This window comes from Pseudorhodoferax aquiterrae (assembly GCF_014652235.1).
Taxonomy (GTDB): domain Bacteria; phylum Pseudomonadota; class Gammaproteobacteria; order Burkholderiales; family Burkholderiaceae_C; genus Pseudorhodoferax; species Pseudorhodoferax aquiterrae.
Map to the genome: position 1 here is coordinate 238,415 of NZ_BMYK01000004.1, position 24,036 is coordinate 262,450.

General features: G+C 70.0%; 23 protein-coding genes. 15 read left to right on the plus strand and 8 right to left on the minus strand.

The window, feature by feature from the left end; genetic code table 11:
• Nucleotides 1-68: 68 nt before the first annotated feature.
• On the minus strand, nt 69-1,046 hold the full coding sequence (locus IE209_RS09060; RefSeq protein ID WP_189686631.1) for a Bug family tripartite tricarboxylate transporter substrate binding protein: 978 nt from the start codon (nt 1,044-1,046) through the stop codon (nt 69-71).
• Between the two features lie 26 nt (nt 1,047-1,072).
• Nucleotides 1,073-2,188 carry an aryl-sulfate sulfotransferase gene (locus IE209_RS09065; RefSeq protein ID WP_189686632.1) on the minus strand — a complete coding sequence of 372 codons (1,116 nt, stop codon included), beginning with the start codon at nt 2,186-2,188 and terminating at the stop codon, nt 1,073-1,075.
• Nucleotides 2,189-2,304: 116 nt separating this feature from the next.
• Between IE209_RS09065 and IE209_RS09070 the strand changes: the two genes are divergently transcribed.
• Nucleotides 2,305-3,255 carry a LysR family transcriptional regulator gene (locus IE209_RS09070; RefSeq protein ID WP_189686633.1) on the plus strand — a complete coding sequence of 317 codons (951 nt, stop codon included), beginning with the start codon at nt 2,305-2,307 and terminating at the stop codon, nt 3,253-3,255.
• Between the two features lie 3 nt (nt 3,256-3,258).
• Here IE209_RS09070 and tgt read toward each other — a convergent pair whose 3' ends face one another.
• Nucleotides 3,259-4,431, minus strand: coding sequence for a tRNA guanosine(34) transglycosylase Tgt (gene tgt, locus IE209_RS09075; protein WP_189686634.1), 1,173 nt, complete (start codon nt 4,429-4,431; stop codon nt 3,259-3,261).
• Nucleotides 4,418-5,473, minus strand: a complete 1,056-nt coding sequence (queA, locus tag IE209_RS09080; protein WP_189686635.1) for a tRNA preQ1(34) S-adenosylmethionine ribosyltransferase-isomerase QueA — start codon at nt 5,471-5,473, stop codon at nt 4,418-4,420. The genes tgt and queA overlap by 14 nt, the downstream gene beginning before the upstream one ends.
• 81 nt (nt 5,474-5,554) lie before the next feature.
• Between queA and IE209_RS33770 the strand changes: the two genes are divergently transcribed.
• The 5 genes from IE209_RS33770 to ubiA all read left to right on the plus strand — a co-directional run bounded on the left by IE209_RS33770 (nt 5,555) and on the right by ubiA (nt 11,096).
• Entirely contained in the window at nt 5,555-6,499 is a 945-nt protein-coding gene (locus tag IE209_RS33770) for a TIGR01777 family oxidoreductase (RefSeq protein ID WP_229882766.1), read from the plus strand.
• Between the two features lie 2 nt (nt 6,500-6,501).
• Entirely contained in the window at nt 6,502-8,547 is a 2,046-nt protein-coding gene (gene recG, locus IE209_RS09085) for an ATP-dependent DNA helicase RecG (RefSeq protein WP_308433159.1), read from the plus strand.
• A 23-nt stretch (nt 8,548-8,570) separates the two neighbouring features.
• A complete protein-coding gene (locus IE209_RS09090) occupies nt 8,571-9,524 on the plus strand; it encodes a hydrogen peroxide-inducible genes activator (protein ID WP_145548777.1) in 954 nt (317 codons plus the stop codon).
• A gap of 96 nt (nt 9,525-9,620) precedes the next feature.
• Entirely contained in the window at nt 9,621-10,151 is a 531-nt protein-coding gene (locus tag IE209_RS09095; protein ID WP_229882768.1) for a Dps family protein, read from the plus strand.
• On the plus strand, nt 10,152-11,096 hold the full coding sequence (gene ubiA / locus IE209_RS09100) for a 4-hydroxybenzoate octaprenyltransferase (protein ID WP_229882769.1): 945 nt from the start codon (nt 10,152-10,154) through the stop codon (nt 11,094-11,096).
• Here the strand turns inward: ubiA and proC are convergent, their stop codons facing one another.
• Genes proC through IE209_RS09120 form a run of 4 tightly spaced genes read right to left on the minus strand, consistent with a single transcriptional unit; the run spans nt 11,097 to nt 15,343 of the window.
• The gene (proC, locus tag IE209_RS09105; RefSeq protein ID WP_189686636.1) at nt 11,097-11,924 is read right to left on the minus strand and encodes a pyrroline-5-carboxylate reductase; all 828 of its coding nucleotides are present in this window, start codon (nt 11,922-11,924) and stop codon (nt 11,097-11,099) included.
• The gene (locus IE209_RS09110) at nt 11,924-13,060 is read right to left on the minus strand and encodes an esterase-like activity of phytase family protein (RefSeq protein WP_189686637.1); all 1,137 of its coding nucleotides are present in this window, start codon (nt 13,058-13,060) and stop codon (nt 11,924-11,926) included. Before IE209_RS09110 ends, proC begins: the two co-directional genes overlap by 1 nt.
• Nucleotides 13,061-13,072: 12 nt before the next feature.
• On the minus strand, nt 13,073-14,566 hold the full coding sequence (glpK, locus tag IE209_RS09115) for a glycerol kinase GlpK (RefSeq protein WP_189686638.1): 1,494 nt from the start codon (nt 14,564-14,566) through the stop codon (nt 13,073-13,075).
• A 12-nt stretch (nt 14,567-14,578) separates the two neighbouring features.
• Nucleotides 14,579-15,343 carry a DeoR/GlpR family DNA-binding transcription regulator gene (locus tag IE209_RS09120; protein ID WP_189686867.1) on the minus strand — a complete coding sequence of 255 codons (765 nt, stop codon included), beginning with the start codon at nt 15,341-15,343 and terminating at the stop codon, nt 14,579-14,581.
• A 123-nt stretch (nt 15,344-15,466) separates the two neighbouring features.
• Between IE209_RS09120 and IE209_RS09125 the strand changes: the two genes are divergently transcribed.
• From IE209_RS09125 to rplX, 9 genes are all read left to right on the plus strand, one after another.
• Nucleotides 15,467-16,543 carry an ABC transporter ATP-binding protein gene (locus IE209_RS09125; RefSeq protein ID WP_189686639.1) on the plus strand — a complete coding sequence of 359 codons (1,077 nt, stop codon included), beginning with the start codon at nt 15,467-15,469 and terminating at the stop codon, nt 16,541-16,543.
• A 7-nt stretch (nt 16,544-16,550) separates the two neighbouring features.
• Nucleotides 16,551-17,624 carry an ABC transporter ATP-binding protein gene (locus IE209_RS09130; protein ID WP_189686640.1) on the plus strand — a complete coding sequence of 358 codons (1,074 nt, stop codon included), beginning with the start codon at nt 16,551-16,553 and terminating at the stop codon, nt 17,622-17,624.
• Nucleotides 17,621-18,514: a carbohydrate ABC transporter permease gene (locus IE209_RS09135; protein WP_189686641.1), complete on the plus strand. Its 894-nt coding sequence runs from the start codon at nt 17,621-17,623 to the stop codon at nt 18,512-18,514. The genes IE209_RS09130 and IE209_RS09135 overlap by 4 nt, the downstream gene beginning before the upstream one ends.
• A complete protein-coding gene (locus IE209_RS09140; RefSeq protein WP_189686642.1) occupies nt 18,507-19,316 on the plus strand; it encodes a carbohydrate ABC transporter permease in 810 nt (269 codons plus the stop codon). Before IE209_RS09135 ends, IE209_RS09140 begins: the two co-directional genes overlap by 8 nt.
• Entirely contained in the window at nt 19,316-19,624 is a 309-nt protein-coding gene (locus tag IE209_RS09145) for a DUF2160 domain-containing protein (protein ID WP_189686643.1), read from the plus strand. Before IE209_RS09140 ends, IE209_RS09145 begins: the two co-directional genes overlap by 1 nt.
• Nucleotides 19,625-19,716: 92 nt before the next feature.
• On the plus strand, nt 19,717-21,444 hold the full coding sequence (locus tag IE209_RS09150) for an ABC transporter substrate-binding protein (protein ID WP_189686644.1): 1,728 nt from the start codon (nt 19,717-19,719) through the stop codon (nt 21,442-21,444).
• Between the two features lie 76 nt (nt 21,445-21,520).
• Complete coding sequence (locus IE209_RS09155; RefSeq protein ID WP_189686645.1) at nt 21,521-23,122, plus strand: glycerol-3-phosphate dehydrogenase/oxidase; 1,602 nt, start codon at nt 21,521-21,523, stop codon at nt 23,120-23,122.
• 212 nt (nt 23,123-23,334) lie between these two features.
• Complete coding sequence (gene rplN / locus IE209_RS09160) at nt 23,335-23,703, plus strand: 50S ribosomal protein L14 (RefSeq protein ID WP_145548763.1); 369 nt, start codon at nt 23,335-23,337, stop codon at nt 23,701-23,703.
• Between the two features lie 9 nt (nt 23,704-23,712).
• Nucleotides 23,713-24,036 (plus strand): 50S ribosomal protein L24, encoded by a 324-nt coding sequence (gene rplX / locus IE209_RS09165; protein WP_145548762.1) that lies wholly within the window; start codon nt 23,713-23,715, stop codon nt 24,034-24,036.

Here is a 24,036-nt window from a genome sequence, read left to right on the forward strand (position 1 = left end):
CGAAGCGGAAAAGTATAGACACCGCTTGTTGCAACCCCCGTCGAGCCCTTGCGGGGCCGACGGCCTTGTCAGTCGACCGTGATGTGGGCCGCGGCGATGGTGGCGGCCAGGTCCTTCTTCTCGCGGGCCAGGTAGTCGGTGAACTGTGCCTGCGTCATGGCCATGGGCGCGAAACCGGCCTCGGCCAGGCGGCGCTGCGTGTCGGGCTCGGCGAGCACGGCGGCGGTCTCGCGCGCCAGCCGGGCGGCGATCGCGGCGTCGGTGCCGGCCGGCAGCAGCAGGCCCTGCCAGGCCAGAACGTCCAGGCCCGCGAACTCGGCCGTCTCCGACAGGCTGGGCACGTCGGGCAGCGTGGCGGCGCGCTGGCGCGAGGTCACGCCGAAGGCCTTGACCTTGCCCTCGCGCGCCATGCCCTGGGCCAGCGCCACGGGCAGTACCGCCAGGTCGATCTGGCCGCCGGCCAGCTCGGTCAGCACCTGGGGCCCGGATTTGTAGGGCACGTGCACCATGTCCAGCTGGGCCTTCTGCTTGAGCATCTCGGCCGTCACGTGCAGGCTGGTGCCCACACCATCGGTGCCGAAGTTGAGCTTGCCGGGCTGGCCGCGCACCAGCTTCACGAGTTCGGCGGCGTTGGCCGCGGGCAAATCGGGCCGGCCGACCAGCACGAAGGCCGAGGCCGCGACCGGCACTACCGGCAGCAGTTCCTTGAGGCCGTCGTACTTGAAGCGGGCCGGCGAGACCAGCGGCGCCACCGTGACCGGGCTGGCCACGCCGAACAGGAAGGTGTAGCCATCGGGCCTGGCCTTGATCACGCGCTGGGTGGCGATGGTGCCGGAGGCGCCCACGGTGTTTTCGACCACGACGGGCTGGCCCAGGCGTTCGGCCAGTCTGGGCATGAGGATGCGGGCGGCCACGTCCACGCTGCCGCCGGCCGAGAAGGGCACGACGGCGGTGATGGGCTGGCTGGGCCAGGCGCCGGGCTGGGCCTGGGCCAGCAGCGGGAGGGCAAGCATCAGGGCCGATGCGAGGCGGCGGGTGACGGGCATGGTGGTGTCCTCGTGGGATGCAGGAATCAAGCCTGGAGCCAGGGCAGTGCCGAGGCCGGATAGCGGAAGGTCTGGAACACGCTGTTGAGGCGGCCCGGGCCGGTCTTGCGCGCGGCCGCGTCGGGGTATTCGGCGAACCAGGGCAGGATGAACTCCCAGACCACCTCGCCTTCGGGATTGACCTCGAACAACCGGCCCGTGGCCGATTCGGTGATGTGGGTGTTGCCGTTCCACAGCCGCTGGGCGTTGCCCATGAAGGCCGTGAAGAAGGCGTTGACCATCTCGTCCTGGTAGCTCCAGACGACTTCGTTGGTCTTGGGGTCGATCTCGACCACCCGCGAGAAGGCCACGTGGGCGCCGTGCCGGAAGTTGCCGTTGTCGAAGGCCAGTACATTGCCGTTGGCCAGCGGCACGGGCGCATGCTGGTGCGACACCACCGAGGGCGGGATGTGCTGCTTCACCGCGCCTGTGGCCTTGTCCACGCCGACGATGCCGGCCGTGGTGCGCAGGCTCATGTAGATGGTGCCGTCTTCGGCGACGCCCAGGCCATTGACCAGCGGCCAGTGGTAGCGGCCGAAGCCCGGGTGGATGGGGAAGTCCTCGGGCTTGAGGTGCTCCCAGGCCTTCCACTCCCAGACCAGCTGGCCGGCGCGGTCGACCTCGCGGATCACGTCGCCGTACATGACTTCGTTCTCGCCATGGGCCGTGCCGCCCGGCACGCGTTCGGCGAAGCCCTCGGGCACCGGCGCGCAGGCCGCGTACAGCAGGTGGCCGTTGGGCAGCCACTGGGCGTCGTGGTGGTGGGCCGGGTCCTGGTAGCGCCAGACGGTCTCGCCTTGCGGCGTGACCTCGTAGAAGTCGCCGCCGTGCCACATGGACCAGGGTGCGTAACGGTCGGGCGAATCGGCGTGGTTGCCGTTGTAGCCCAGGTTGCCGTTGGGCAGGATCACGGCGTGGCGGCCCGCCCGCACGGGCATCTGCCATTGGTGCACGACCTCGCCTGCCATGTCGATCAGGTAGACCTTGCCGCCGGCCGTCTGCGGCGCGATCAGGGTGTAGCCGCCGGCACTGGCGGCGGGATCGTGGGCAATCAGTCCGACGCCGCGGCGGCGTTGCGTGATCTGGTCGACGGTGGTGGCCATGGGGTGCTCCTGTGAAAGTCGAAGTGCTGCGGTGGAGCGGATTCTGGGCAGCGCCAAGCGTCTGGAATAGCGGAACGTTTTTGCATGGGTGTAAAGAATTTCTTTACACTCATCCGATGCCCGCCATCTCCCAGGCCTTCCGCTGCTTCGACGAGGTCGCGCGCCGCGGCTCGGTGCGCAAGGCCGCCGAGACGCTGCACCTGACGGCCGCGGCCGTGAACCAGCAGGTGCTGAACCTGGAGGCCCAGGTCGGCGTGCCGCTGTTCGACCGGCTGCCGCGCGGCATGCAGCTCACGACCGCCGGCGAAATCATGATCGCGGCCGTGCGCCGCAGCCAGCGCGACTTCGACAACGCGCTCTCGCAGGTCGAAGACCTGCGCAAGGTGCGGCGCGGCCATGTCAACGTGGGCGTGCCCTACGCCACGGCCGAGCACCTGCTGCCCCAGGTGATCGAGAACGTGCAGAAGAGCCACCCCGACATCACCTTCAGCGTGCGTTCGGGCAACGGCGAGGCACTGCAGCGCTGGGTCGCCAACGGCGAGATCGACGTGGCCTTCTGCCTGCGCCGCAAGCCGCCGCCGGGCGTGGAGGAGGTGCGCGCCTACGCCCAGCCGCTGGGCGTGGTCACCGCGCCGGGCCACCCGCTGACGGCCACGCCGCGGCTGCTGCGCCTGCGCGACTGCCTGGACCATCCGCTCATCATGCTGTCGCCCGAGATGGAGTTGCGCAGCCTGCTCGAGCGCGTGGACCCGCGCTTGAGCCGGCTGGGCCGCCCGCTCGTGGAGACGGGCTCGGTCCCCATGGTGCGCCGGCTCGTGGCCGGCAGCCAGGCCGTGGGCTTCCTGATTCCCGACAACGTGGCCGAGGACGTGGATGCCGGCCGCCTGGTCTGGGTGGCGCTGGAAGACCAGGGCGCGGCGCTGTACAGCTGCATCTACCAGCGTTCGGGCTACAGCACCGCGGTGGCGATGGGCCTGTTCCTCGAGGCGCTGGATGCGGAGGTCAACCGCATCCGCGAGCGCTTCGACACGCGGCACGCGCTGCGGCTGCAGGCGTTCGCGACCTGAGGCTTACACGCCGCGCGCACGGTCCCGCGCGAACTGCGCGCGGAATTCCGTGAACGTGCCCGCGTCCAGCGCCTCGCGGATCTCGCGCATGAGGTTCAGGTAGTAGTGCAGGTTGTGGATGGTTGTCAGCATCGGCCCCAGCATCTCGCCGCAGCGGTCCAGGTGGTGCAGGTAGGCGCGCGAGAAACCGCCTGTGCCCCCCTGGCTGCTGGCAACACCGCTGGTGCCGGCGCAGGCGTGGCAGGTGCAGGTCTCGTCCAGCGGGCGCTCGTCGGCGCGGTGCTTGGCGTTGCGCATCTTGAGGTCGCCGTAGCGCGTGAAGATGGTGCCGTTGCGCGCATTGCGCGTGGGCATCACGCAGTCGAACATGTCCACGCCCTGGGCCACGCCCTCGACCAGGTCTTCGGGCGTGCCCACGCCCATCAGGTAGCGCGGCTTGTGGGCCGGTAGCCGGTGCGGCGTGTGGGCCATGATGCGCAGCATCTCGGGCTTGGGCTCGCCCACGCTGACGCCGCCGATGGCATAGCCCGGGAAGTCCAGCTCCACCAGTGCGTTGAGCGACTCCTCGCGCAGGTGCTCGAACATGCCGCCCTGCACGATGCCGAACAGCGCGTTCGGGTTCTGCAGCCGTGCGAACTCGGCCTGGCAGCGCTTCGCCCAGCGCAGGCTCAGCTCCATCGAGCTGCGCGCCTCGGCCTCGGTCGTGATGTGGCCCTTGGTGTCGTAGGGCGTGCACTCGTCGAACTGCATCACGATGTCGCTGTTCAGCACCGTCTGGATCTGCATGCTGATCTCGGGCGTCAGGAACAGCTTGTCGCCGTTGACGGGCGAGGCGAACCTGACGCCCTCCTCGCTGATCTTGCGCATCGCGCCCAGGCTCCAGACCTGAAAGCCGCCCGAGTCCGTCAGGATGGGCTTGTCCCAGCGCTCGAAGCGGTGCAGCCCGCCGAACTGGCGCACCACGTCCAGGCCCGGCCGCATCCACAGGTGGAAGGTGTTGCCGAGGATGATCTGCGCGCCCATCTCTTCGAGGGAGCGCGGCATCACGCCCTTGACCGTGCCGTAGGTGCCCACGGGCATGAAGATCGGCGTCTGCACCACGCCGTGGTTCAGCGTGAGCGTGCCGCGGCGGGCGTGCGAAGCGGGGTCGGTGGTGAGCAGGTCAAATTGCAGCATGGTCGTCGTCTCGTGCGAGCAGCATGGCGTCGCCATAGCTGAAGAAGCGGTAGCCCTCGCGAATCGCGTGGCGGTACAGGCCCATGATGTGCTCGTAGCCCGCAAAGGCCGAGACCAGCATCATGAGCGTGGACTTGGGCAGGTGGAAGTTGGTCAACAGCAGGTCCACCACCTGGAAGCGGTGGCCGGGCCGGATGAAGATGCTGGTATCGCCCTCGGTCTGGCCGCTCTGGGCCCAGGACTCCAGCGTGCGCACGGTGGTCGTGCCCACGGCCAGGATGCGGCCGCCGCGCGCGCGCGTGCGCTCCAGCGCGGCCAGGGTTTCGGGCGGGATCGCGTACCACTCGCTGTGCATGCGGTGCGCATCCAGGTCCTCGGTCTTGACGGGCTGGAAGGTGCCGGCGCCCACATGCAGCGTGACGCTGGCGCGGCCCACGCCACGTGCCTCGAGCGCGGCCAGCACGCCTTCGTCGAAGTGCAGCGCCGCCGTGGGGGCGGCCACGGCGCCGGGCGCGCGTGCGAACACGGTCTGGTAGCGCTGCGCGTCCTCGGCCGTGTCGCTGTGCGTGATGTAGGGCGGCAAGGGCACGTGGCCGTGTGCGGCCATGAGCTGGTGCGGCGTCTCGCCGGCGGGGCCGTGCAGGGCCAACCTGAACAGCGGACCATCTGCATCGGGCCAGCGGCCCAGCAGTTGCGCCGAAAAGCCGCCCGCCATCTGCAGCACGGTGCCAGGCGGCGGCTTCTTGCTCACTTTCATGTGCGCCACGACCTCCTGGCCCAGCAGCACGCGCTCGACCAGCAGTTCGAGCTTGCCACCGCTGGGCTTTTCGCCGAACAGCCGGGCCTTGACGACCTGGGTGTCATTGAACACCAGCAGATCGCCGGCCTGCAGCAGCGCGGGCAGGGTGCGGAAGATGCGGTCGATGGGGGTGGGGCCGCGGCCGTCGAGCAGCCGCGAGGCGCTGCGTTCGGGGGCGGGGTGCTGGGCCACGAGCTCGGGCGGCAGCGTGAAATCGAAATCGGACAGTGTGTAGGAGCGCATGGCTTGAGGGCCGGACGGGCCCGTTCCAAGAAGGGCGGGATTCTCCCATGGCGCCGCAGGCGGCGGGCACAATGCCGGCCCATGACCTCCGTGAGCGAACCGATCCACTTCGGCACGACCCCGCAACGGGTGCTGCTCACCGGCGGCACCGGCTTCATCGGCCGGCAGCTGGCCCAGGCGCTCGTGCGCGACGGCCACAGCGTCAGCGTGTGGACGCGCGACCCTGCCGCCGCGGCGCGGCGCCTGGGCGGCGGGGTGACCTGCGTGGCCTCTCTGCAGGCGCTGCCGCCGTGCGATGTGGTCGTCAACCTGGCCGGCGCACGCATCCTGGGCTGGCCCTGGACGGCGGCCCGGCGCGCCACGCTGCTCGCGAGCCGCGAGGGCCTCACGCAGCAACTGGTCGGGTGGATGGCCACGCAGCCCCGCAAACCCTGGCTGCTGCTGCAGGCCTCTGCCGTGGGCTACTACGGCGTGCAGGCGCCGGGCGATGACACCCCGCTGACCGAGGAGGCGCCGCCCCAGCCGGTCTTCATGTCCGAGCTGTGCCAGCGCTGGGAGCAGGCCGCGCTGCGCGCAGCCGACGGGGGTGTGGCGGTGGTGCGGCTGCGCCTGGGCGTGGTGCTGGGGCGCGAAGGTGCGCTGCCGCAGATGCTGCTGCCGATCCGGCTGGGCCTGGGCGGGCCGCTGGCCGGAGGCCGGCAGTGGTTCAGCTGGGTGCATGTGCAGGACGTGCTGCGTGCGATGGCCCACACCTGGGGCCTGGCCGAGGGCGCGCCGCCCGGCACGCCGGTCTACAACGTCACGGCGCCCGGCGCGCTGCGCCAGGCCGAGTTCAGCCGCATGGCCGCGCGCCAGCTCGGGCGGCCCAGCTGGCTGCCCACGCCGGGCCTGCCGCTGCGCCTGGCGCTGGGCGAGCAGGCCGAACTGCTGACCGCGGGCCAGCGCGTGCTGCCCCGTCGGCTGCTGGGCAGCGGCTTTGCCTTCCGCTTTCCGGACGCGGCTGCGGCCCTGAAGGACCTTTGCTGAGCGTGCCGGCCGAACGACCGCGCGAGAGCCCGGCGCAGCGCGCGCTGCACAAGCTGGGGCTGCGCCGCCCCATCGACCTGGCCCTGCACCTGCCGCTGCGCTACGAGGACGAGACGCGCATCGTGCGGCTGGCCGACACGCACGACGGCGACACCGTGCAGATCGCCGCCGCCGTGGTCGGCAGCGAGATCCGACCCGGCCCGCGGCGCCAGCTGCTCGTGACCGTGGACGACGGTACCGACCGCTGCCTGCTGCGCTTCTTCAGCTTCTACCCCTCGCACCAGAAGTCGCTGGCACCGGGCGCCCGCATCCGCGTGCGTGGCGAGGTGCGCGGCGGCTTCGCCGGGCGGCAGATGCTGCACCCGCAGTTCCGGCCCGACACGGGTGAACTGCCGACCGCGCTGACGCCCGTCTACCCGACGACCGCCGGCTTGCCGCAAAGCTACCTGCGCAAGGCGGTGCTGGCAGGTCTGGCACGGGCCGACCTGTCCGAAACCCTGCCGACGCCGCAGGCCTGGAGCCTGCGTGCCGCGCTCGACTTTCTGCACCATCCCGCGCCCGAGGTGTCGCTGGCCGCGCTGGAAGACCGCAGCCACCCGGCCTGGCAGCGCCTGAAGGCCGAGGAACTGCTGGCCCAGCAACTCTCGCAACTGGCGGCCAAGCGCGAACGCGACGGGCTGCGCGCGCCGCGCCTTCCCGCAACCGCAGGCGGTGTGCGCGACGGCCTGCTGGCCGCGCTGCCGTTTGCGCTGACCGGCGCGCAACAGCGCGTGGTGGCCGAGATCGCAGCCGACCTGGGCCGGCCCCAGCCCATGCACCGGCTGCTGCAGGGCGACGTGGGCTCGGGCAAGACCGTGGTCGCTGCGCTGGCAGCGGCCGTCTGCATGGACGCGGGCTGGCAGTGCGCGCTGATGGCGCCCACCGAGATCCTGGCCGAACAGCATTTCCGCAAGCTCGCCGACTGGCTGGCGCCGCTGCTGGCCGCGCGCGGCCGCGGCATCGCCTGGCTGGGCGGCGGCCAGAAGAAGAAGGACCGTGAAGCCCAGCTTGCGCGCATCGCCAGCGGCGAGGCCGCGCTGGTGGTGGGCACGCACGCCGTGATCCAGGACAGGGTGCAGTTCCAGCGCCTGGCCCTGGCCGTGATCGACGAACAGCACCGCTTCGGCGTCGCGCAGCGGCTGGCGCTGCGTGCCAAGCTGGCCCACGCGGGCCAGGAGCCGCACCTGCTCATGATGAGCGCCACGCCGATCCCGCGCACGCTGGCCATGAGCTACTACGCCGACCTGGACGTCTCGACCATCGACGAACTGCCGCCCGGCCGCACGCCCGTGGTCACGCGCGTGGTGCACGAGGGCCGGCGCGACGAGGTGGTCGCGCGCATCGGCGAGCAGCTGCGCGAGGGCCGGCAGGTCTACTGGGTCTGCCCGCTGATCGAGGAGAGCGAGGCCATCGACCTCGTCAACGCCACGGCCACGCATGCCGAGCTGTCCGATGCGCTGCCCGGCGTGCTGGTCGGCCTGCTGCACGCGCGCATGCTGCCCGCCGAGAAGAAGGCCGTCATGGCGCTGTTCACCGAGGGCCTGATGGGCGTGCTGGTCAGCACCACGGTGATCGAGGTCGGCGTGGACGTGCCCAACGCCTCGCTGATGGTCATCGAGCATGCCGAGCGCTTCGGCCTGTCGCAGCTGCACCAGCTGCGCGGGCGCGTGGGCCGCGGTGCGGCGGCATCGGCCTGCGTGCTGCTGTACTCCACGGGCGATGCGCCACGCCTGGGCGAGACGGCGCGCGCGCGGCTCAAGGCCATGGCCGAGACCACCGACGGCTTCGAGATCGCGCGGCGCGACCTGGAGATCCGCGGCCCGGGCGAGTTCCTCGGCGAACGCCAGTCCGGCGCGCCGCTGCTGCGCTTTGCCGACTTGGAGGAGGACGCGGACCTGCTGGCCTGGGCGCGCGAACTCGCGCCGCGCATGCTGGACGAACACCCCCTGCTGGCCCAACGCCATGTGCAGAGATGGCTGGGCGGGAAAGCGGAATTTCTCAAGGCCTAGCGCCGGACGCGACAATACGGGGCATGACACTTACCGAGCTGAAGTACATCGTTGCGGTCGCGCGGGAGAAGCACTTCGGCAAGGCCGCCGAGGCCTGCTTCGTCTCGCAGCCCACGCTGTCGGTGGCCATCAAGAAGCTCGAGGAGGAGCTGGACTTGAAGCTCTTCGAACGCAGCGCCAACGAGGTCACGGTCACGCCGCTGGGCGAGGAGATCGTGCGCCAGGCGCAGAGCGTGCTGGAGCAGGCGGCCAACATCAAGGAGATCGCCAAGCGCGGCAAGGATCCGCTGGCCGGCCCGCTCAAGCTCGGCGTGATCTACACCATCGCGCCCTACCTGCTGCCCGACCTGGTGCGCAACGCGATCGCGCGCACGCCGCAGATGCCGCTGATGCTGCAGGAGAACTTCACAGTCAAACTGCTGGAGTCGGTGCGCACGGGCGAGCTCGACTGCGCCATCATGGCCGAGCCCTTTCCCGACGCGGGCCTGGCCATCGCACCGCTCTACGACGAGCCCTTCGTGGCCGTGGTGCCCACCAGCCACCCGCTGGCGGCGCAGAGCCACATCACGGCCCAGCAGCTCAAGGCCGAGACCATGCTGCTGCTGGGCAACGGCCATTGCTTCCGGGATCACGTGCTGGAGGTCTGCCCCGAGTTCGCGCGCTTTTCCAGCGACGCCGAGGGCATCCGCCGCAGCTTCGAGGGCTCCTCGTTGGAAACCATCAAGCACATGGTGGCCGCTGGCATGGGCGTGACCCTGGTGCCGCGCCTGGGCGTGCCCAGCGAGGCGCTGGAGCACAAGGGCAAGCGCAAGCGGGCCGACGAGCCCTACGTGAAGTACCTGCCCTTCGACGGCGACCCGCCCACGCGCCGCGTGGTGCTGGCCTGGCGCCGCAGCTTCACGCGCTACGAGGCCATCGCCGCGCTGCGCAACGCGATCTACGCCTGCGAACTGCCGGGCGTGAAGCGTCTGTCCTGATCTGCCGCAAGGCTATCGTGCGCATAGCCCACCTTGGGGTCGCCGCGACACGCCCGCATGTTAAAAAACCACCCTTTGCCTCAACAGGAGCACGACATGGCCAAGAAGAAGTCCAGCGCATCCGCGGTCCTCGCACTGCCCACCGGCGGCGCACCCGCGATCAACATCGGCATCAGCGAGAAGGACCGCGAGGCCATCGCCAAGGGCCTGTCGCGCCTGCTGGCCGACACCTACACGCTGTACCTCACCACGCACAACTTTCACTGGAACGTGACCGGCCCGATGTTCAACACGCTGCACGCGATGTTCATGGCCCAGTACACGGAACTGTGGAACGCGGTGGACCCGGTGGCCGAGCGCATCCGCTCGCTGGGCCACAAGGCGCCGGGCTCCTATGCCCAGTTCGGCCAGCTGACCTCCCTGGCCGACGCGCCGACCGAGCCGCCGGCCGCGCTGGAGATGGTGCGCATCCTGGTCAAGGGCCACGAGGCCGTGGCCCGCACCGCGCGCGAGTTGTTCCCGGTCGCCGACAAGGCCAGCGACGAGCCCACGGCCGACCTGCTGACCCAGCGCCTGACCGTGCACGAGCAGACCGCCTGGATGCTGCGCTCGCTGCTCGAGGAGTAATTGGCCGCGACCCTGCCAGCGCCGCCCGCGCCCGGGCGGCTGGCGCTGTACCTGGACCTGATCCGCTGGAACCGGCCCGCGGGCTGGTTGCTGCTGCTGTGGCCGTCGCTGGGCGCGCTGTGGATCGCGGCCGGCGGCTTTCCGGGCTGGCACCTGCTGGCCGTGTTCACGCTGGGCACCATCCTCATGCGCAGTGCGGGCTGCTGCGTCAACGACGTGGCCGACCGCGACTTCGACCGCCATGTCAAGCGCACGGCGCAGCGGCCCGTGACCAGCGGGCGCATCGCACCGCGCGAGGCGCTGGCGGTGGGCGCGGTGCTGGCGCTGGCGGCCTTCGGGCTGGTGCTGACGACCAACCTGGCCACCATCGCCTGGTCGTTCGCGGCGCTGGCCGTCACACTCGTCTATCCGTTCGCCAAGCGCTATGTCTCCATGCCGCAGGCCGTGCTGGGCGTGGCCTTTTCCTTCGGCATCCCGATGGCGTTCTCGGCCGTGCGCGGCGGGCCGGCCTGGGAGCTGTTCACGGGAGGTGGCACGTTCAGCCTGCAGGCCGCCTGGGCCAGCGTGCCGCCGCTGGCCTGGCTGCTGCTGCTGGGCAACCTGTTCTGGGTGATCGCCTACGACACCGAGTACGCCATGGTCGACCGCGACGACGACCTCAAGATCGGCATGAAGACCTCGGCCATCACGCTGGGCCGCTTCGACGTGGCCGGCGTTCTGGCGAGCTACGCGCTGTTCCTGGCGATCTGGACACTGGCGCTGCGGCCGCGGGTGCCAGGTTGGTTGTTCTACGTGGGTATTGCCGCGGCAGCCGTGCAGGTGCTGTGGCATGCCACGCTGATCCACGACCGCACGCGCGAAGGCTGCTTCAAGGCCTTCCGGCTCAACCACTGGCTGGGCTTCGCGGTGTTCGCCGGCATCGTGGCCGGCTACACGCTAGCCTGATCAGGCCTTGCCGAACTCGTCGCCCAGTTCCCGGGCGCGCTGTTCGGCGGCCTGCATCGCGCGCTCGAAGGCCGGGCCCACGCCGGCTTCCTGCATGGACGTGATCGCCGCATAGGTCGTGCCGCCCTTGGAGGTCACGCGCTGGCGCAGCGTCGCCAGCGGTTCGTCGGAGCGGCGCGCGAGTTCCGCGGCGCCCGCGAAGGTGCCGACGGCCAACTGCTGCGCCTGCGCGGCCGACAGGCCCATGCCGGTTCCGGCCTGCACCATGGCTTCGAGGAAATAGAACACGTAGGCCGGGCCCGAGCCCGACAGCGCGGTCACGGCGTCGAGCTGGGCTTCCTGTTCCACCCACAGCGCGGCGCCTGTGGTGGCGATGACCTGCTCGACTTGGGCGCGGTCGGCCGCGCTGACGGCGTCGCGGGCGTACAAGCCCGTCATGCCCAGGCCCACCAGCGCGGGCGTGTTGGGCATGGCGCGCACGATGCGCTCGCTGCCGAGCCAGCCCGCGATGCTGTCGCTGCGGATGCCTGCTGCCACGCTCAGGTGCAGCGCACCGGCGGCATGGGCGCGCACAGGCGCGGCGGCTTCGGCGAAGACCTGGGGCTTGACGGCCCAGACCACGAGGCCGGCATCGGCCAGCGCCGGGCCGGCCTGCGGCGTGGCCTGCACGCCGTGGTCGGCCAGCAGCTTGGCTCTGGTTTCGGCGAACGGCTCGACCACCTGCACACGGGCGGCCGGCAGGCCCTGGCGGACCAGCCCGCCGATGATGGCGCTGGCCATGTTGCCGCCCCCAATGAAGGCGATGGTCGTGTCGAAAGAAGTGGACATCACAAGGGTTCCGTGAGGGCGAAGGCCACGAACTGCGTGACCTGCCCGGGGTTGAAGTTGTCGTCGCTGAGCAGCACCAGCGTGCGCAGGGCGGGACGGTCGGCCGTGGCCGGCAGCAGCGGGCCCCAGGCCAGCGATTCGGTATTGTCCAGGCGCGACAGACCCGATCCTTGCGGCCCAGCGAGGTAGGCCGACAGGTCGGCCACGAGCGTCTTGGCCAGCGGTCGGAAGCGGCCTGGCACGAGCGGGTCCAGCGCCAGCGTGTCGTCGCCGCTGGCCAGGTCCACGCGGTACAGGCGCAGCGTGTTGCCCACGCCCATGGCGTAGGCGCGCTCGAGCACCAGCATGCGCTGCGCATCCAGCATCAGGATCTCGGACACGCCGTTGTCGGCGTACAGACCCGGCGCCCGGGGCGCTTGGGGAATGGCCTCGGGGATGTAGGCGCGCTGGGCCAGCGCGCGGCCGCTGGCCAGGTCGAACAGCGTGAAGCGGCAGGGGCCGCCCATCTGCTGCAGCGTGGGCTCGGGGCCGTCCTGCACGAGCGCGTTCTCCATGGCCAGCCAGGCCTGTCGGCCGTCCGGCGTGAGCGCCAGGCCCTCGAAGCCCAGGTTGTGCCGCGGGCCGCGCTGGCCCTGCGGATCGGGCACGAACTGGGGCGGCAGCGCGAAGCTGCGCAGCAGCCGGCCCTCGCGCGTGGATTCGTGCAGGGACGGACCCACGCCGTGGCGCACATCGCCTTCGGTGGACCACAGCACGGTGCCGGTGGTCGGGCGCCAGCGGATGGCTTCGGCGTCGGGGCGCGCGGGCGCGTCCAGCCGCACCACCTCCAGCAGCGCGGGCGGGCCCAGCCGCTCGGCCGTGAGCGGCAGGCGCAGCGTGTAGAAGCGGGCATCGCCCGGGGCGTCGCTGATGGCCACCCAGAGGCCTTGCGCGGGGTCGTAGTCCAGGCCCGAGAGCCCGCCGACCGTGCTGCCGCCAAAGCGCAGGCGGTGCGGCAGCGTGGTCTCGCCGATCAGGCGCAGCCCTGGGTGGCGCACCGCGGCCGGCGCCACGGCATGGCCGCAGGCGGCGAGCGCCAGGCCGGCGCAGGCGCCGAGCAGCAGATGGCGGCGGGGCAGGGAGAGGGCGGGCGGCATCGGCCCGCGAGTCTACGCGGCCGTGGCCTGGCGCACGGCGTGTTCCCACGCCTGCATGCGCTCGGCCGCCTGGCCGCGCGACAGCGTGGGCAGGAAGCGCCGCTCCACGCGCCACAGGCTGGCCAGTTCGTCCCGGCCGGCGAACACGCCCGTGGCGAGTCCGGCCAGGTAGGCGGCACCCAGCGCCGTGGTCTCGGTCACGGCCGGGCGCAGCACGGGGATGCCGAGCAGGTCGGCCTGGAACTGCATGAGCATGTCGTTGACGGCGGCCCCGCCGTCCACGCGCAGCTCGGCCAGCGGCGGCGCGCCGGCGGCCACGGCGTCGCGGCTCATGGCTTCCAGCAGTGCCGCACTCTGGTAGGCGATGCTCTCCAGCGAGGCGCGCGCGATGTGGGCCAGCGTGCTGCCGCGCGACAGGCCCGTGATGGTGCCGCGCGCATCGGGCTGCCAGTAGGGCGCGCCCAGGCCCGTGAAGGCCGGCACCACCATCACGCCGCCCGCGTCGGGGACGCTCTGCGCCAGGGCCTGCACCTCGCCGCTGCTCTCGATGGCGCGCAGGCCGTCGCGCAGCCACTGCACGACGGCGCCGCCCACGAACACGCCGCCCTCGAGCGCGTACTCGGGGTTGGCGTCGGTCTGCGCCGCGCTGGTGGTGATCAGGCCGTTGCGCGAGTGCAAAGCCTTCCCACCCGTGTGCATGAGCATGAAGCAGCCCGTGCCATAGGTGTTCTTGGCCAGGCCCGGCGTGAAGCAGGCCTGGCCGAACAGCGCGGCCTGCTGGTCGCCCGCGATGCCGGCGATGGGCACGGCGTGGCCCAGCAGCTCGGCCTGCACCTCGCCGAACAGCGCGGCCGACGGGCGGACCTCGGGCAGCAGGCTGTCGGGAATGTCCAGCAGGGCCAGCAGCTCCGGGTCCCAGCGGTTGCGGTGCACGTCGAACAGCATGGTGCGCGCGGCGTTGCTGACATCGGTGGCGTGCACGCGGCCGCCGGTGAGCTGCCAGACCAGCCAGCTGTCCACGGTGCCGAAGGCCAGTTCGCCGCGCTCGGCCTGCGCGCGGACGCCGGGCACGTGGTCCAGCAGCCAGCGCAGCTTGGTGGCCGAGAAGTAGGCGTCGATGAGCAGGCCGGTGCGCTCGCGCACGAACTCCGCCTTGTCCTGCGCCCGCAGCTCGGCGCACAGCGGCTCGCCGCGCCGGTCCTGCCAGACGATGGCGTGGTGCACGGGCTGGCCGGTCTTCCGGTTCCACAGCACCGTGGTCTCGCGCTGGTTGGTGATGCCCAGCGCGCGGATGTCGCGCGCGGCCAGGCCGGCCTTGGCCAGCACCTCGCGCGCCGTGGCCAGCTGCGTGCTCCAGATCAGCGCCGGATCGTGCTCGACCCAGCCGGGCTGCGGATAGATCTGCGGCAGCTCCTGCTGCGCGCTGGCCACGACCTGGCCGCGGGCGTCGAACACGATGCTGCGCGAACTCGAGGTGCCCTGGTCCAGGGCGAGCAGGTAGGTCATGGATGTCTCCGTTCAGTTCGCGACGTGGCAGCGTACCTGAGCGTCGTGCAGTAACGCGGGAAAGGGCTCGGGCACAGGCGCGTCGGTGAACAGCCGGTCGATGCCCGACAGCCGCGCCACCTCCACCATCGCCGGCCGGTTGAACTTGCTGTGGTCGGCCGCCAGCCAGACCTCGCGCGCATGGGCCATGATGGCCTGCGAGACCTTGACCTCGCGGTAGTCGTAGTCGCGCAGCGTGCCATCGGCCTCGATGCCCGAGATGCCGACCAGCGCGATGTCCACCTTGAACTGGCGGATGAAGTCGATCGCGGCCTCGCCGACCACACCGCGGTCGCGCCCGCGCAGCACGCCGCCGGCCACGATCACCTCGCACTGCGGGTTGGCCGACAGGGTCAGCGCCACGTTGAGGTTGTTGGTGATCACGCGCAGCCCGGTGTGGCGCAGCAGCGCCTGGGCGATGGCCTCGGTGGTGGTGCCGATGTTGAGGATCAGCGAGCAGTCGTTGGGCACCTCGCGCGCCACCGCCCGTGCGATGCGCGCCTTGCCTTCGGCATGCAGGGTCTGGCGCTGGCCGTGGGCGATGTTCTCCACCGTGGAGCCGGCCACGCGCACGCCGCCGTGGAAGCGCGCGAGCAGGCCTTCGTCGGCCAGGCGCTGCACGTCGCGGCGCACGGTCTGCAGGCTCACACCGAGCGTGGCCGACAAGTCGTCCAGCATCACCGAGCCCTGGCTTTGCACGGCGTGCAGCAATGCCAACTGGCGCGGGTTGGGGGTCATGCTCACGGGGCCGGACTTTAAGACGAAACAAAAGGAAAGGCTTCGAGGGTAAGTCTCTAGAGATTTGTTCCAACTGCGAACAACAATGCTCAAAACCGAAAGACCGCAGGAGACCGGGCCGCCATGCAGTTGTCGCTGGAGGGGATCGAGAAAAGCGTTGGCGCGGAGCGTTGGCTGCATCCGCTGAACCTGGCATTGCACAGCGGTGCGGTGTCGGTGCTGCTGGGCGCCACGCAGGCGGGCAAGACCAGCCTGATGCGCATCATGGCCGGCCTGGACCAGCCCAGCGCGGGCCGCGTGCAGGCAGACGGCCGCGACGTGACGGGCGTGCCGGTGCGCGAGCGCCAGGTGGCCATGGTCTACCAGCAGTTCATCAACTACCCCTCGATGACGGTGGCCGAGAACATCGCCTCGCCGCTGCGCCTGCAGGGCCGGCTGGACCGCACCGCGATCGCCGCACGCGTGCAGGCCCTGGCCGAGCGGCTGCACATCGCGCCCTTCCTGCAACGCCTGCCGGCCGAACTGTCGGGCGGCCAGCAGCAGCGCGTGGCCATGGCGCGCGCGCTGGCCAAGGGCGCGCCGCTGCTGCTGCTGGACGAACCGCTCGTGAACCTGGACTACAAGCTGCGCGAGGAGTTGCGCGAGGAACTGGTCAGCCTGTTCGCGGCCGGCGAATCGACCGTGGTCTACGCCACGACCGAGCCGACCGAGGCGCTGCTGCTGGGCGGCTACACGGCCGTGCTCGACGCCGGCGAACTGCTGCAGTACGGGCCCACGGCCGAGGTGTTCCACCGGCCGGCCTCGATCCGCGTGGCGCGCGCGTTCAGTGACCCGCCCATGAACTTGCTCGCCGGCCGCGTCGAAGACGGTGGCGTGCTGCTGCCCGGCGGCGTGCATCTGGCGCTGCGGCTGCCTTTGGCGACGGGCGCGCCCGTGACCGTGGGCGTGCGTGCCTCGGCGCTGCGCGTGCAGCCGCGGCCCGGCGACCGGGTGCTGCCGGGCCAGGTGGAGCTGGCCGAGATCTCCGGTTCGGACAGCTTCGTGCACGTGGCCACTGCGGCCGGCGAACTCGTGGCGCAGCTGACCGGCGTGCACGATTTCGCGCTCGGCAGCCGCATCGCGCTGCACCTGGCGCCCGAGCAGGCCTATGCCTTCGACGCGCAGGGCGCCCTGCTGGTCGCCCCCCCGCGCGCCGCCTGAGACCGCCATGGCACGCATCGAACTCGACCTCGCCCACGCCTACAAGGCCAACCCGCAGCAGGACAGCGACTACGCGCTGCTGCCGCTGCAGATGGCCTTCGAGGACGGCGGCGCCTACGCCTTGCTGGGCCCCTCGGGCTGCGGCAAGACCACCTTGCTCAACATCGTCTCGGGCCTGGTGCGCCCGTCGCAGGGCCGCGTGCTGTTCGACGGCCGCGAGGTCACGGCCGACTCGCCGCAGCAGCGCAACATCGCCCAGGTGTTCCAGTTCCCCGTCATCTACGACACGATGACGGTGGGCGAGAACCTGGCCTTCCCGCTGCGCAACCGCGGCGTGGCACCGGAGCGCATCAAGGAGCGCGTGGGCCGCATCGCCGAGATGCTGGAGCTCTCGGGCCAGCTGGGCCAGCGCGCCGCGGGGCTGGCGGCCGATGCCAAGCAGAAGATCTCGCTGGGCCGCGGCCTGGTGCGCGAAGACGTCAGCGCCGTGCTGTTCGACGAGCCGCTCACGGTGATCGACCCGCACCTCAAGTGGCAGCTGCGGCGCAAGCTCAAGCAGATCCACCACGAGCTCAAGCTCACGCTGATCTATGTCACGCACGACCAGGTCGAGGCACTCACCTTCGCCGACCAGGTGGTGGTCATGACGCGCGGGCGCGCCGTGCAGGTGGGCAGTGCCTCCGAGCTGTTCGAGCGGCCGCGCCACACCTTCGTCGGCCACTTCATCGGCTCGCCGGGCATGAATTTCGTGGCGGCGCAATGCCAGGGCGGCCAGCTGCAGACGGCTGGGCGCTCGCTCGGCGCGGCGCCTGCGGGCCTGGCCGACGGGCCGCTCACGCTGGGCGTGCGGCCCGAGTACCTGGCGCTGGCGGCGGCCGAAGCGCCCGGTGCGCTGCCGGCCACGGTCACGCAGCTGCAGGACGTGGGAACCTACCAGCTGCTCACGGCGCGCAGCGGCGAGCAGGCGCTCAAGGCACGCCTCGCGCCCGGCCTGTCCACGCCTGCTGTGGGCGCCATGGCCTGGCTGCAGGTGCTGGGCCCGCACACCTGCCTGTACCGCAACGAGGAGCTCGTGGCATGACCTCGCCCAAACCCCTGAACCAGAAGGCCTGGCTGCTGGTGTTGCCGGTGTTCATCTGCGTGGCCTTCAGCGCCATCCTGCCGCTCATGACGGTGGTGAACTACTCGGTGCAGGACATCATCAGCCCCGAGCGGCGCGTGTTCGTGGGCACGGAATGGTTCGCGAGCGTGCTGCGCGACGAGGAGCTGCACGGCGCGCTGCTGCGCCAGATCGGCTTCTCGCTGGCCGTTTTGGCGGTGGAGATCCCGCTGGGCATCGGGCTCGCGCTGTCCATGCCGGCCCAGGGCTGGAAAGCCAGCGCCGTGCTGGTGCTGGTGGCACTGTCATTGCTGATCCCCTGGAACGTGGTGGGCACGATCTGGCAGATCTACGGGCGTGCCGACATCGGCCTTTTGGGCCACACGCTGCAGCAATTGGGTTTCGACTACAGCTACACGGGCGACGCCACCCATGCCTGGCTCACGGTGCTCGTGATGGACGTGTGGCACTGGACGCCGCTGGTCGCGCTGCTGTGCTACGCCGGCCTGCGCAGCATCCCCGACGCCTACTACCAGGCCGCACGCATCGACGGCGCGAGCAAGCTCGCGGTGTTCCGCTACATCCAGCTGCCCAAGATGCGCGGCGTGCTCATGATCGCCGTGCTGCTGCGCTTCATGGACAGCTTCATGATCTACACCGAGCCCTTCGTGCTGACCGGTGGCGGCCCCGGCAACGCGACGACCTTCCTCTCGCAGTACCTCACGCAGAAGGCCGTGGGCCAGTTCGACCTGGGGCCGGCGGCGGCCTTCTCGCTGGTCTACTTCCTGATCATCCTGCTCCTGTGCTTCATGCTCTACAACTGGATGCAGCGGGTGGGCACGGCCGACAAGGAAGGAGCCGGCCATGAATGAACTGTCCAAGAAGCGCTGGGTCTTTCTCATCTGCTACCTGGTGTTCGCCATCCTGCCCATCTACTGGATGGTCATGATGTCCTTCAAGACCAACCAGGAGATCCTGTCCAGCTTCAGCCTGTGGCCCCAGCAATTCACCTGGGACAACTACCGCACCATCTTCACCGATGCGTCCTGGTACTCGGGCTACATCAACAGCCTGATCTACGTGGCCATCAACACGGTGATCTCGGTCACGGTGGCGCTGCCCGCGGCCTATGCCTTCAGCCGCTACAGCTTCCTGGGCGACAAGCATGTGTTCTTCTGGCTGCTGACCAACCGCATGACGCCGCCCGCGGTGTTCCTGCTGCCCTTCTTCCAGCTCTACACCACGGTGGGCCTCATGGACACGCACCTGGCCGTGGCGCTGGCGCACCTGGTGTTCAACGTGCCGCTGGCGGTCTGGATCCTGGAAGGCTTCATGAGCGGCATTCCGCGCGAGATCGACGAGACGGCCTACATCGACGGCTACAGCTTCCCGCGCTTCTTCCTGACCATCTTCCTGCCGCTGATCAAGGCCGGCGTGGGCGTGGCGGCATTCTTCTGCTTCATGTTCAGCTGGGTCGAGCTGCTGCTGGCGCGCACGCTGACCAGCGTGAACGCCAAGCCCATCGTGGCGACGATGACGCGCACGGTGTCGGCCTCGGGCATGGACTGGGCCACCTTGGCGGCGGCTGGTGTGCTGACGATTGTTCCGGGCGCGATCGTGATCTGGTTCGTCAGGCACTACATCGCCAAAGGCTTTGCCATGGGGAGGGTGTGATGTTCGACTGGATGGTCTGGACCACCCCGGTGGCCATCTTCTTCATCTGCATCGCGCTGATGCTGGCCGGCATGACGGTCTGGGAGCTCAAGTCCCCCACCGTGCTGCGCAAGGGCTGGCTGCCGATCGCCACCACGCGCGGCGACCGTTTGTTCATCGGCCTGATGGCGGCGGCCTGGATCAACCTGGCCTTCGTGGGCCTGGGCGAGAAGCTCATGGAATGGCTGTCGCTGGAGAACCCGCCCAGCGTCTGGATCAGCTTCGTGTTCTCGATGGCCGTGCTGGCACTGGTCATGCGCAAGGGCTGAGTTCGAAAAAGGGCATCCGGCCCGGATGCTTCCCCGGGGCCGTGGTCACCCGTACCGCAAAGACGGGGGAGCATCTTGAGGAGACAAGCACCATGAAGTTCAACGCGATCGCATTGGCTGCCGCGCTGGCGGCGGCCGGACTGCCGGCCTGGGCCGGCGAGGCCGAGGCCCAGAAATGGGTGGACAGCGAATTCCAGCCCTCCACGCTCAGCAAGGACCAGCAGATGGCCGAGATGAAGTGGTTCATCGAGGCCGCCAAGAAGCTGCAGGCCAAGGGCGTCAAGGAGATCTCGGTCGTCTCCGAGACCATCACCACGCACGAGTACGAAAGCAAGACGCTGGCCAAGGCCTTCACCGAGATCACCGGCATCGCCGTCAAGCACGACCTGATCCAGGAAGGCGACGTGGTCGAGAAGCTGCAGACCTCGATGCAGTCGGGCAAGAGCATCTACGACGGCTGGATCAGCGATTCGGACCTGATCGGCACGCACTACCGCTACGGCAAGATCATGAACCTGACCGACTACATGGCCGGCGCGGGCAAGGACTTCACCAACCCGGGCCTGGACCTCAAGGACTTCATCGGCACCAAGTTCACGACCGCGCCGGACGGCAAGCTCTACCAGCTGCCCGACCAGCAGTTCGCCAACCTGTACTGGTTCCGCGCCGACCTGTTCGCCCGGCCCGACATCAAGGACAAGTTCAAGGCCAAGTACGGCTACGACCTGGGCGTGCCGCTGAACTGGAGCGCCTACGAGGACATCGCCGAGTTCTTCACCAACGACGTCAAGCAGGTCGACGGCAAGCCCATCTACGGCCACATGGACTACGGCAAGAAGGACCCCTCGCTGGGCTGGCGCTTCACCGACGCCTGGCTGTCCATGGCCGGAACCGCCGACATCGGCGCGCCCAACGGCCTGCCCATCGACGAATGGGGCATCCGCGTGGCCGACGACAAGTGCACGCCCGTGGGCGCCAGCGTGGAGCGTGGCGGCGCCACCAACTCGCCGGCCGCCGTCTACGCGCTGACCAAGTACGTGGACTGGATGAAGAAGTACGCGCCCAAGGAAGCCACGGGCATGACCTTCGGCGAGGCCGGCCCGGTGCCGGCGCAGGGCCAGATCGCACAGCAGATCTTCTGGTACACGGCCTTCACGGCCGACATGACCAAGCCCGGCCTGCCCGTGGTCAACGCCGACGGCACGCCCAAGTGGCGCATGGCGCCCGGCCCGAACGGCCCGTACTGGAAGCAGGGCATGCAGAACGGCTACCAGGACGTGGGCTCCTGGACCTTCTTCTCGGGCCACAACGCCGACCGGACGGCCGCCGCCTGGCTTTACGCGCAGTTCGTGACGGCCAAGAGCGTGAGCCTGAAGAAGACCATCGTGGGCCTGACGCCGATCCGCGAGAGCGACATCCAGAGCAAGGCCATGACCGACATGGCGCCCAAGCTCGGCGGCCTGGTCGAGTTCTACCGCAGCCCCGCGCGCGTGGCCTGGAGCCCGACCGGCACCAACGTGCCCGACTACCCCAAGCTCGCGCAGCTCTGGTGGAAGAACGTGGCCCAGGCCGTGACCGGCGAGAAGACGCCGCAGGCCGCCATGGACACGCTGGCCAAGGAGATGGACGACGTGATGGCGCGGCTCGAGCGCGCCGGCATGGCCCGCTGCGCGCCCAAGCTCAACAAGCGCGAGGACCCCAAGAAGTGGCTGTCGGACAAGCAGGCGCCCTGGGCCAAGCTGGCCAACGAGAAGCCCAAGGGCGAGACGATCGCCTACGACACGCTCCTGAACGCGTGGAAGGCGGGCAAGGCCCGATAATCGGCCGCGCGTCGCCCACCGCGGCGCGCACCCGGGCCGCGCGGCGCCACCAGCGCGGGCGCGGCCCGCCCATCCCATGAGTTCCAGCCCTTCCTCCCCTCTGGCCACCGAGCGCGCGGCGCTGTTCGCGGCGCTTGGCGCTGCGCCGGCGTTCGACATCGCCATCGTCGGCGGTGGCGCCACCGGCCTGGGCGTGGCCGTGGACGCGGCCTCGCGCGGGCTGCGCACGCTGCTGGTGGAGTCGCACGACTTCGCCAAGGGCACGTCTTCGCGCGCGACCAAGCTCGTGCACGGCGGTGTGCGCTACCTGGCCCAGGGCAACGTGGGCCTGGTGCGCGAGGCGCTGCACGAGCGCACCACGCTCCTGCACAACGCGCCGCACCTGGCCCAGCCGCTGGCCTTCGTGATGCCCTGCTACGCGCTGTGGGAGGGGCCGTTCTACGGCGCCGGCCTCAAGGCCTACGACCTGCTGGCCGGCGACGCGGGCCTGGGTTCCACGCGCTTCCTGTCACGAGGCGGCGTGCTGTCGGCCTTGCCCAACATCCGGCCGCAGGGTCTCAAGGGCGGCGTCTTGTACTGGGACGGCCAGTTCGACGATGCGCGGCTGGCGCTGGCGCTGGCGCGCACGGCGGCGCGGCATGGGGCGCTGGCGATCAACTACTGCGCGGCCACGGGCCTCGTGCACGAAGGCGGCAAAGTCGTCGGCCTCACCTTGGAAGACCGCGAGACCGGGGCCGTGCACACCGTGCGCGCCGGTTGCGTGGTCAATGCCACCGGCGTCTGGGTCGACCAGCTGCGCGCGCAGGATGCCCAGGCGCTGGCACGGCCGGTCACGCCCATCGTCGCGCCCAGCCAGGGCGTGCATGCCGTGGTCGACCGCGCGTTCATGCCGACCGACCACGCGTTGCTGGTGCCCAAGACGGCCGATGGCCGCGTGCTTTTCGCCGTGCCCTGGCTCGGCAAGCTGATCCTCGGCACGACCGACACGCCGCGCCAGGACCTGCCCTATGAGCCGCGCCCGTTCGCCGAGGAGCTGGACTTCATCCTGCGCGAATCGGCCCGCTACCTGGCCCGCCCGCCCACGCGCGGCGACATCCTGAGCTGCTGGGTCGGCCTGCGCCCGCTGGTCAAGCCCTCGGGCGAGGACGCCGCCACCAAAAAGATCAGCCGCGAGCACACGGTGCAGGTCAGCGCCAGCGGCCTCGTCACCGTGACCGGCGGCAAATGGACCACCTACCGCGCCATGGCCGAAGACGTGTTGCAGCAATGCTACGCACGCCGGCTGCTGCCCGGCGAAGCGCCGTGCCGCACCCAGCGGCTGCGCCTGGTGGGCGCGGACGACCGGTTGCCGCAGGACCGGCCCGCCATGAGCGCGCCGCAGGGCGCGCAAGGCTATGGCAGCGACTGGGCAGCCGTGGCCGCCACGCCAGGAAGTGAGCGCATGCTCGGCTCCGGCGTCAGCGAGGCCATGGTGCGCTTCGCCGCGCGCCATGAATATGCACGCACGGTCGAGGACGTGTTGGCCCGGCGCGTGCGTCTGCTGTTCCTGGATGCACGCCAAGCGGCCGCACTGGCGCGGCCGGTGGCGGAGATCTTGCGCGAGGAGGGCTGCCCCGCCCCCGAGCCCGAATCCTTCCAGGCCCTGGCCCAGTCCTATCTGCCCGCCACGGCGCCCTGACGTGTCTCACGTGTTAGCTACTTGACACGCTTTTCAAGCGCGAACATAATCGCGGGCTTCGCCCCTAAAAGGCGATGAAGTTTCTTGCCCAAACGTGAGCGCTCCGAGTGGTTCGGGGTGTGAGCGACGGGCCCAAGACTGACCAGGCGGGTTGCAGGTTCGGGGTTGTCCCGGTGCCGCGGCCCTCCCGGTACAAGTTGGGAATAAGCTAAATGATCCAAACTGAATCCCGGCTGGACGTGGCCGACAACACGGGTGCGAAGTCCGTCCTGTGCATCAAGGTGCTGGGCGGCTCCAAGCGTCGCTACGCCAGTGTCGGCGACATCATCAAGGTGAGCGTCAAGGAAGCTGCGCCGCGCGGTCGCGTCAAGAAGGGCGAGATCTACAGCGCCGTCGTGGTGCGCACCGCCAAGGGCATCCGCCGCGGCGACGGCTCGCTCGTCAAGTTCGACGGCAATGCCGCCGTGCTGCTCAACAACAAGCTGGAGCCCATCGGCACCCGCATCTTCGGACCCGTGACGCGCGAACTGCGCACCGAGAAGTTCATGAAGATCGTGTCCCTGGCCCCCGAAGTTCTGTAAGAGGACGCCATGAACAAGATTCGCAAGGGCGACGAAGTGATCGTGCTGACCGGGCGCGACAAGGGCAAGCGCGGCAAGGTGCTGCTGCGTTCGGACGATTCGCATCTGGTGGTCGAGGGCATCAACCTCGTCAAGAAGCATGTGAAGCCGAACCCCATGAAGGGCACCACCGGCGGCATCGTGGAAAAGGGCATGCCCATCCACCAATCCAACGTGGCGATCTTCAACGCCGCCACCGGCAAGGCCGACCGCGTGGGCATCAAGCTGTCCGCAGATGGCAAGACGCGCACCCGCGTGTTCAAGTCCAGCGGCGAAGAAATCAAGGTGGCATGA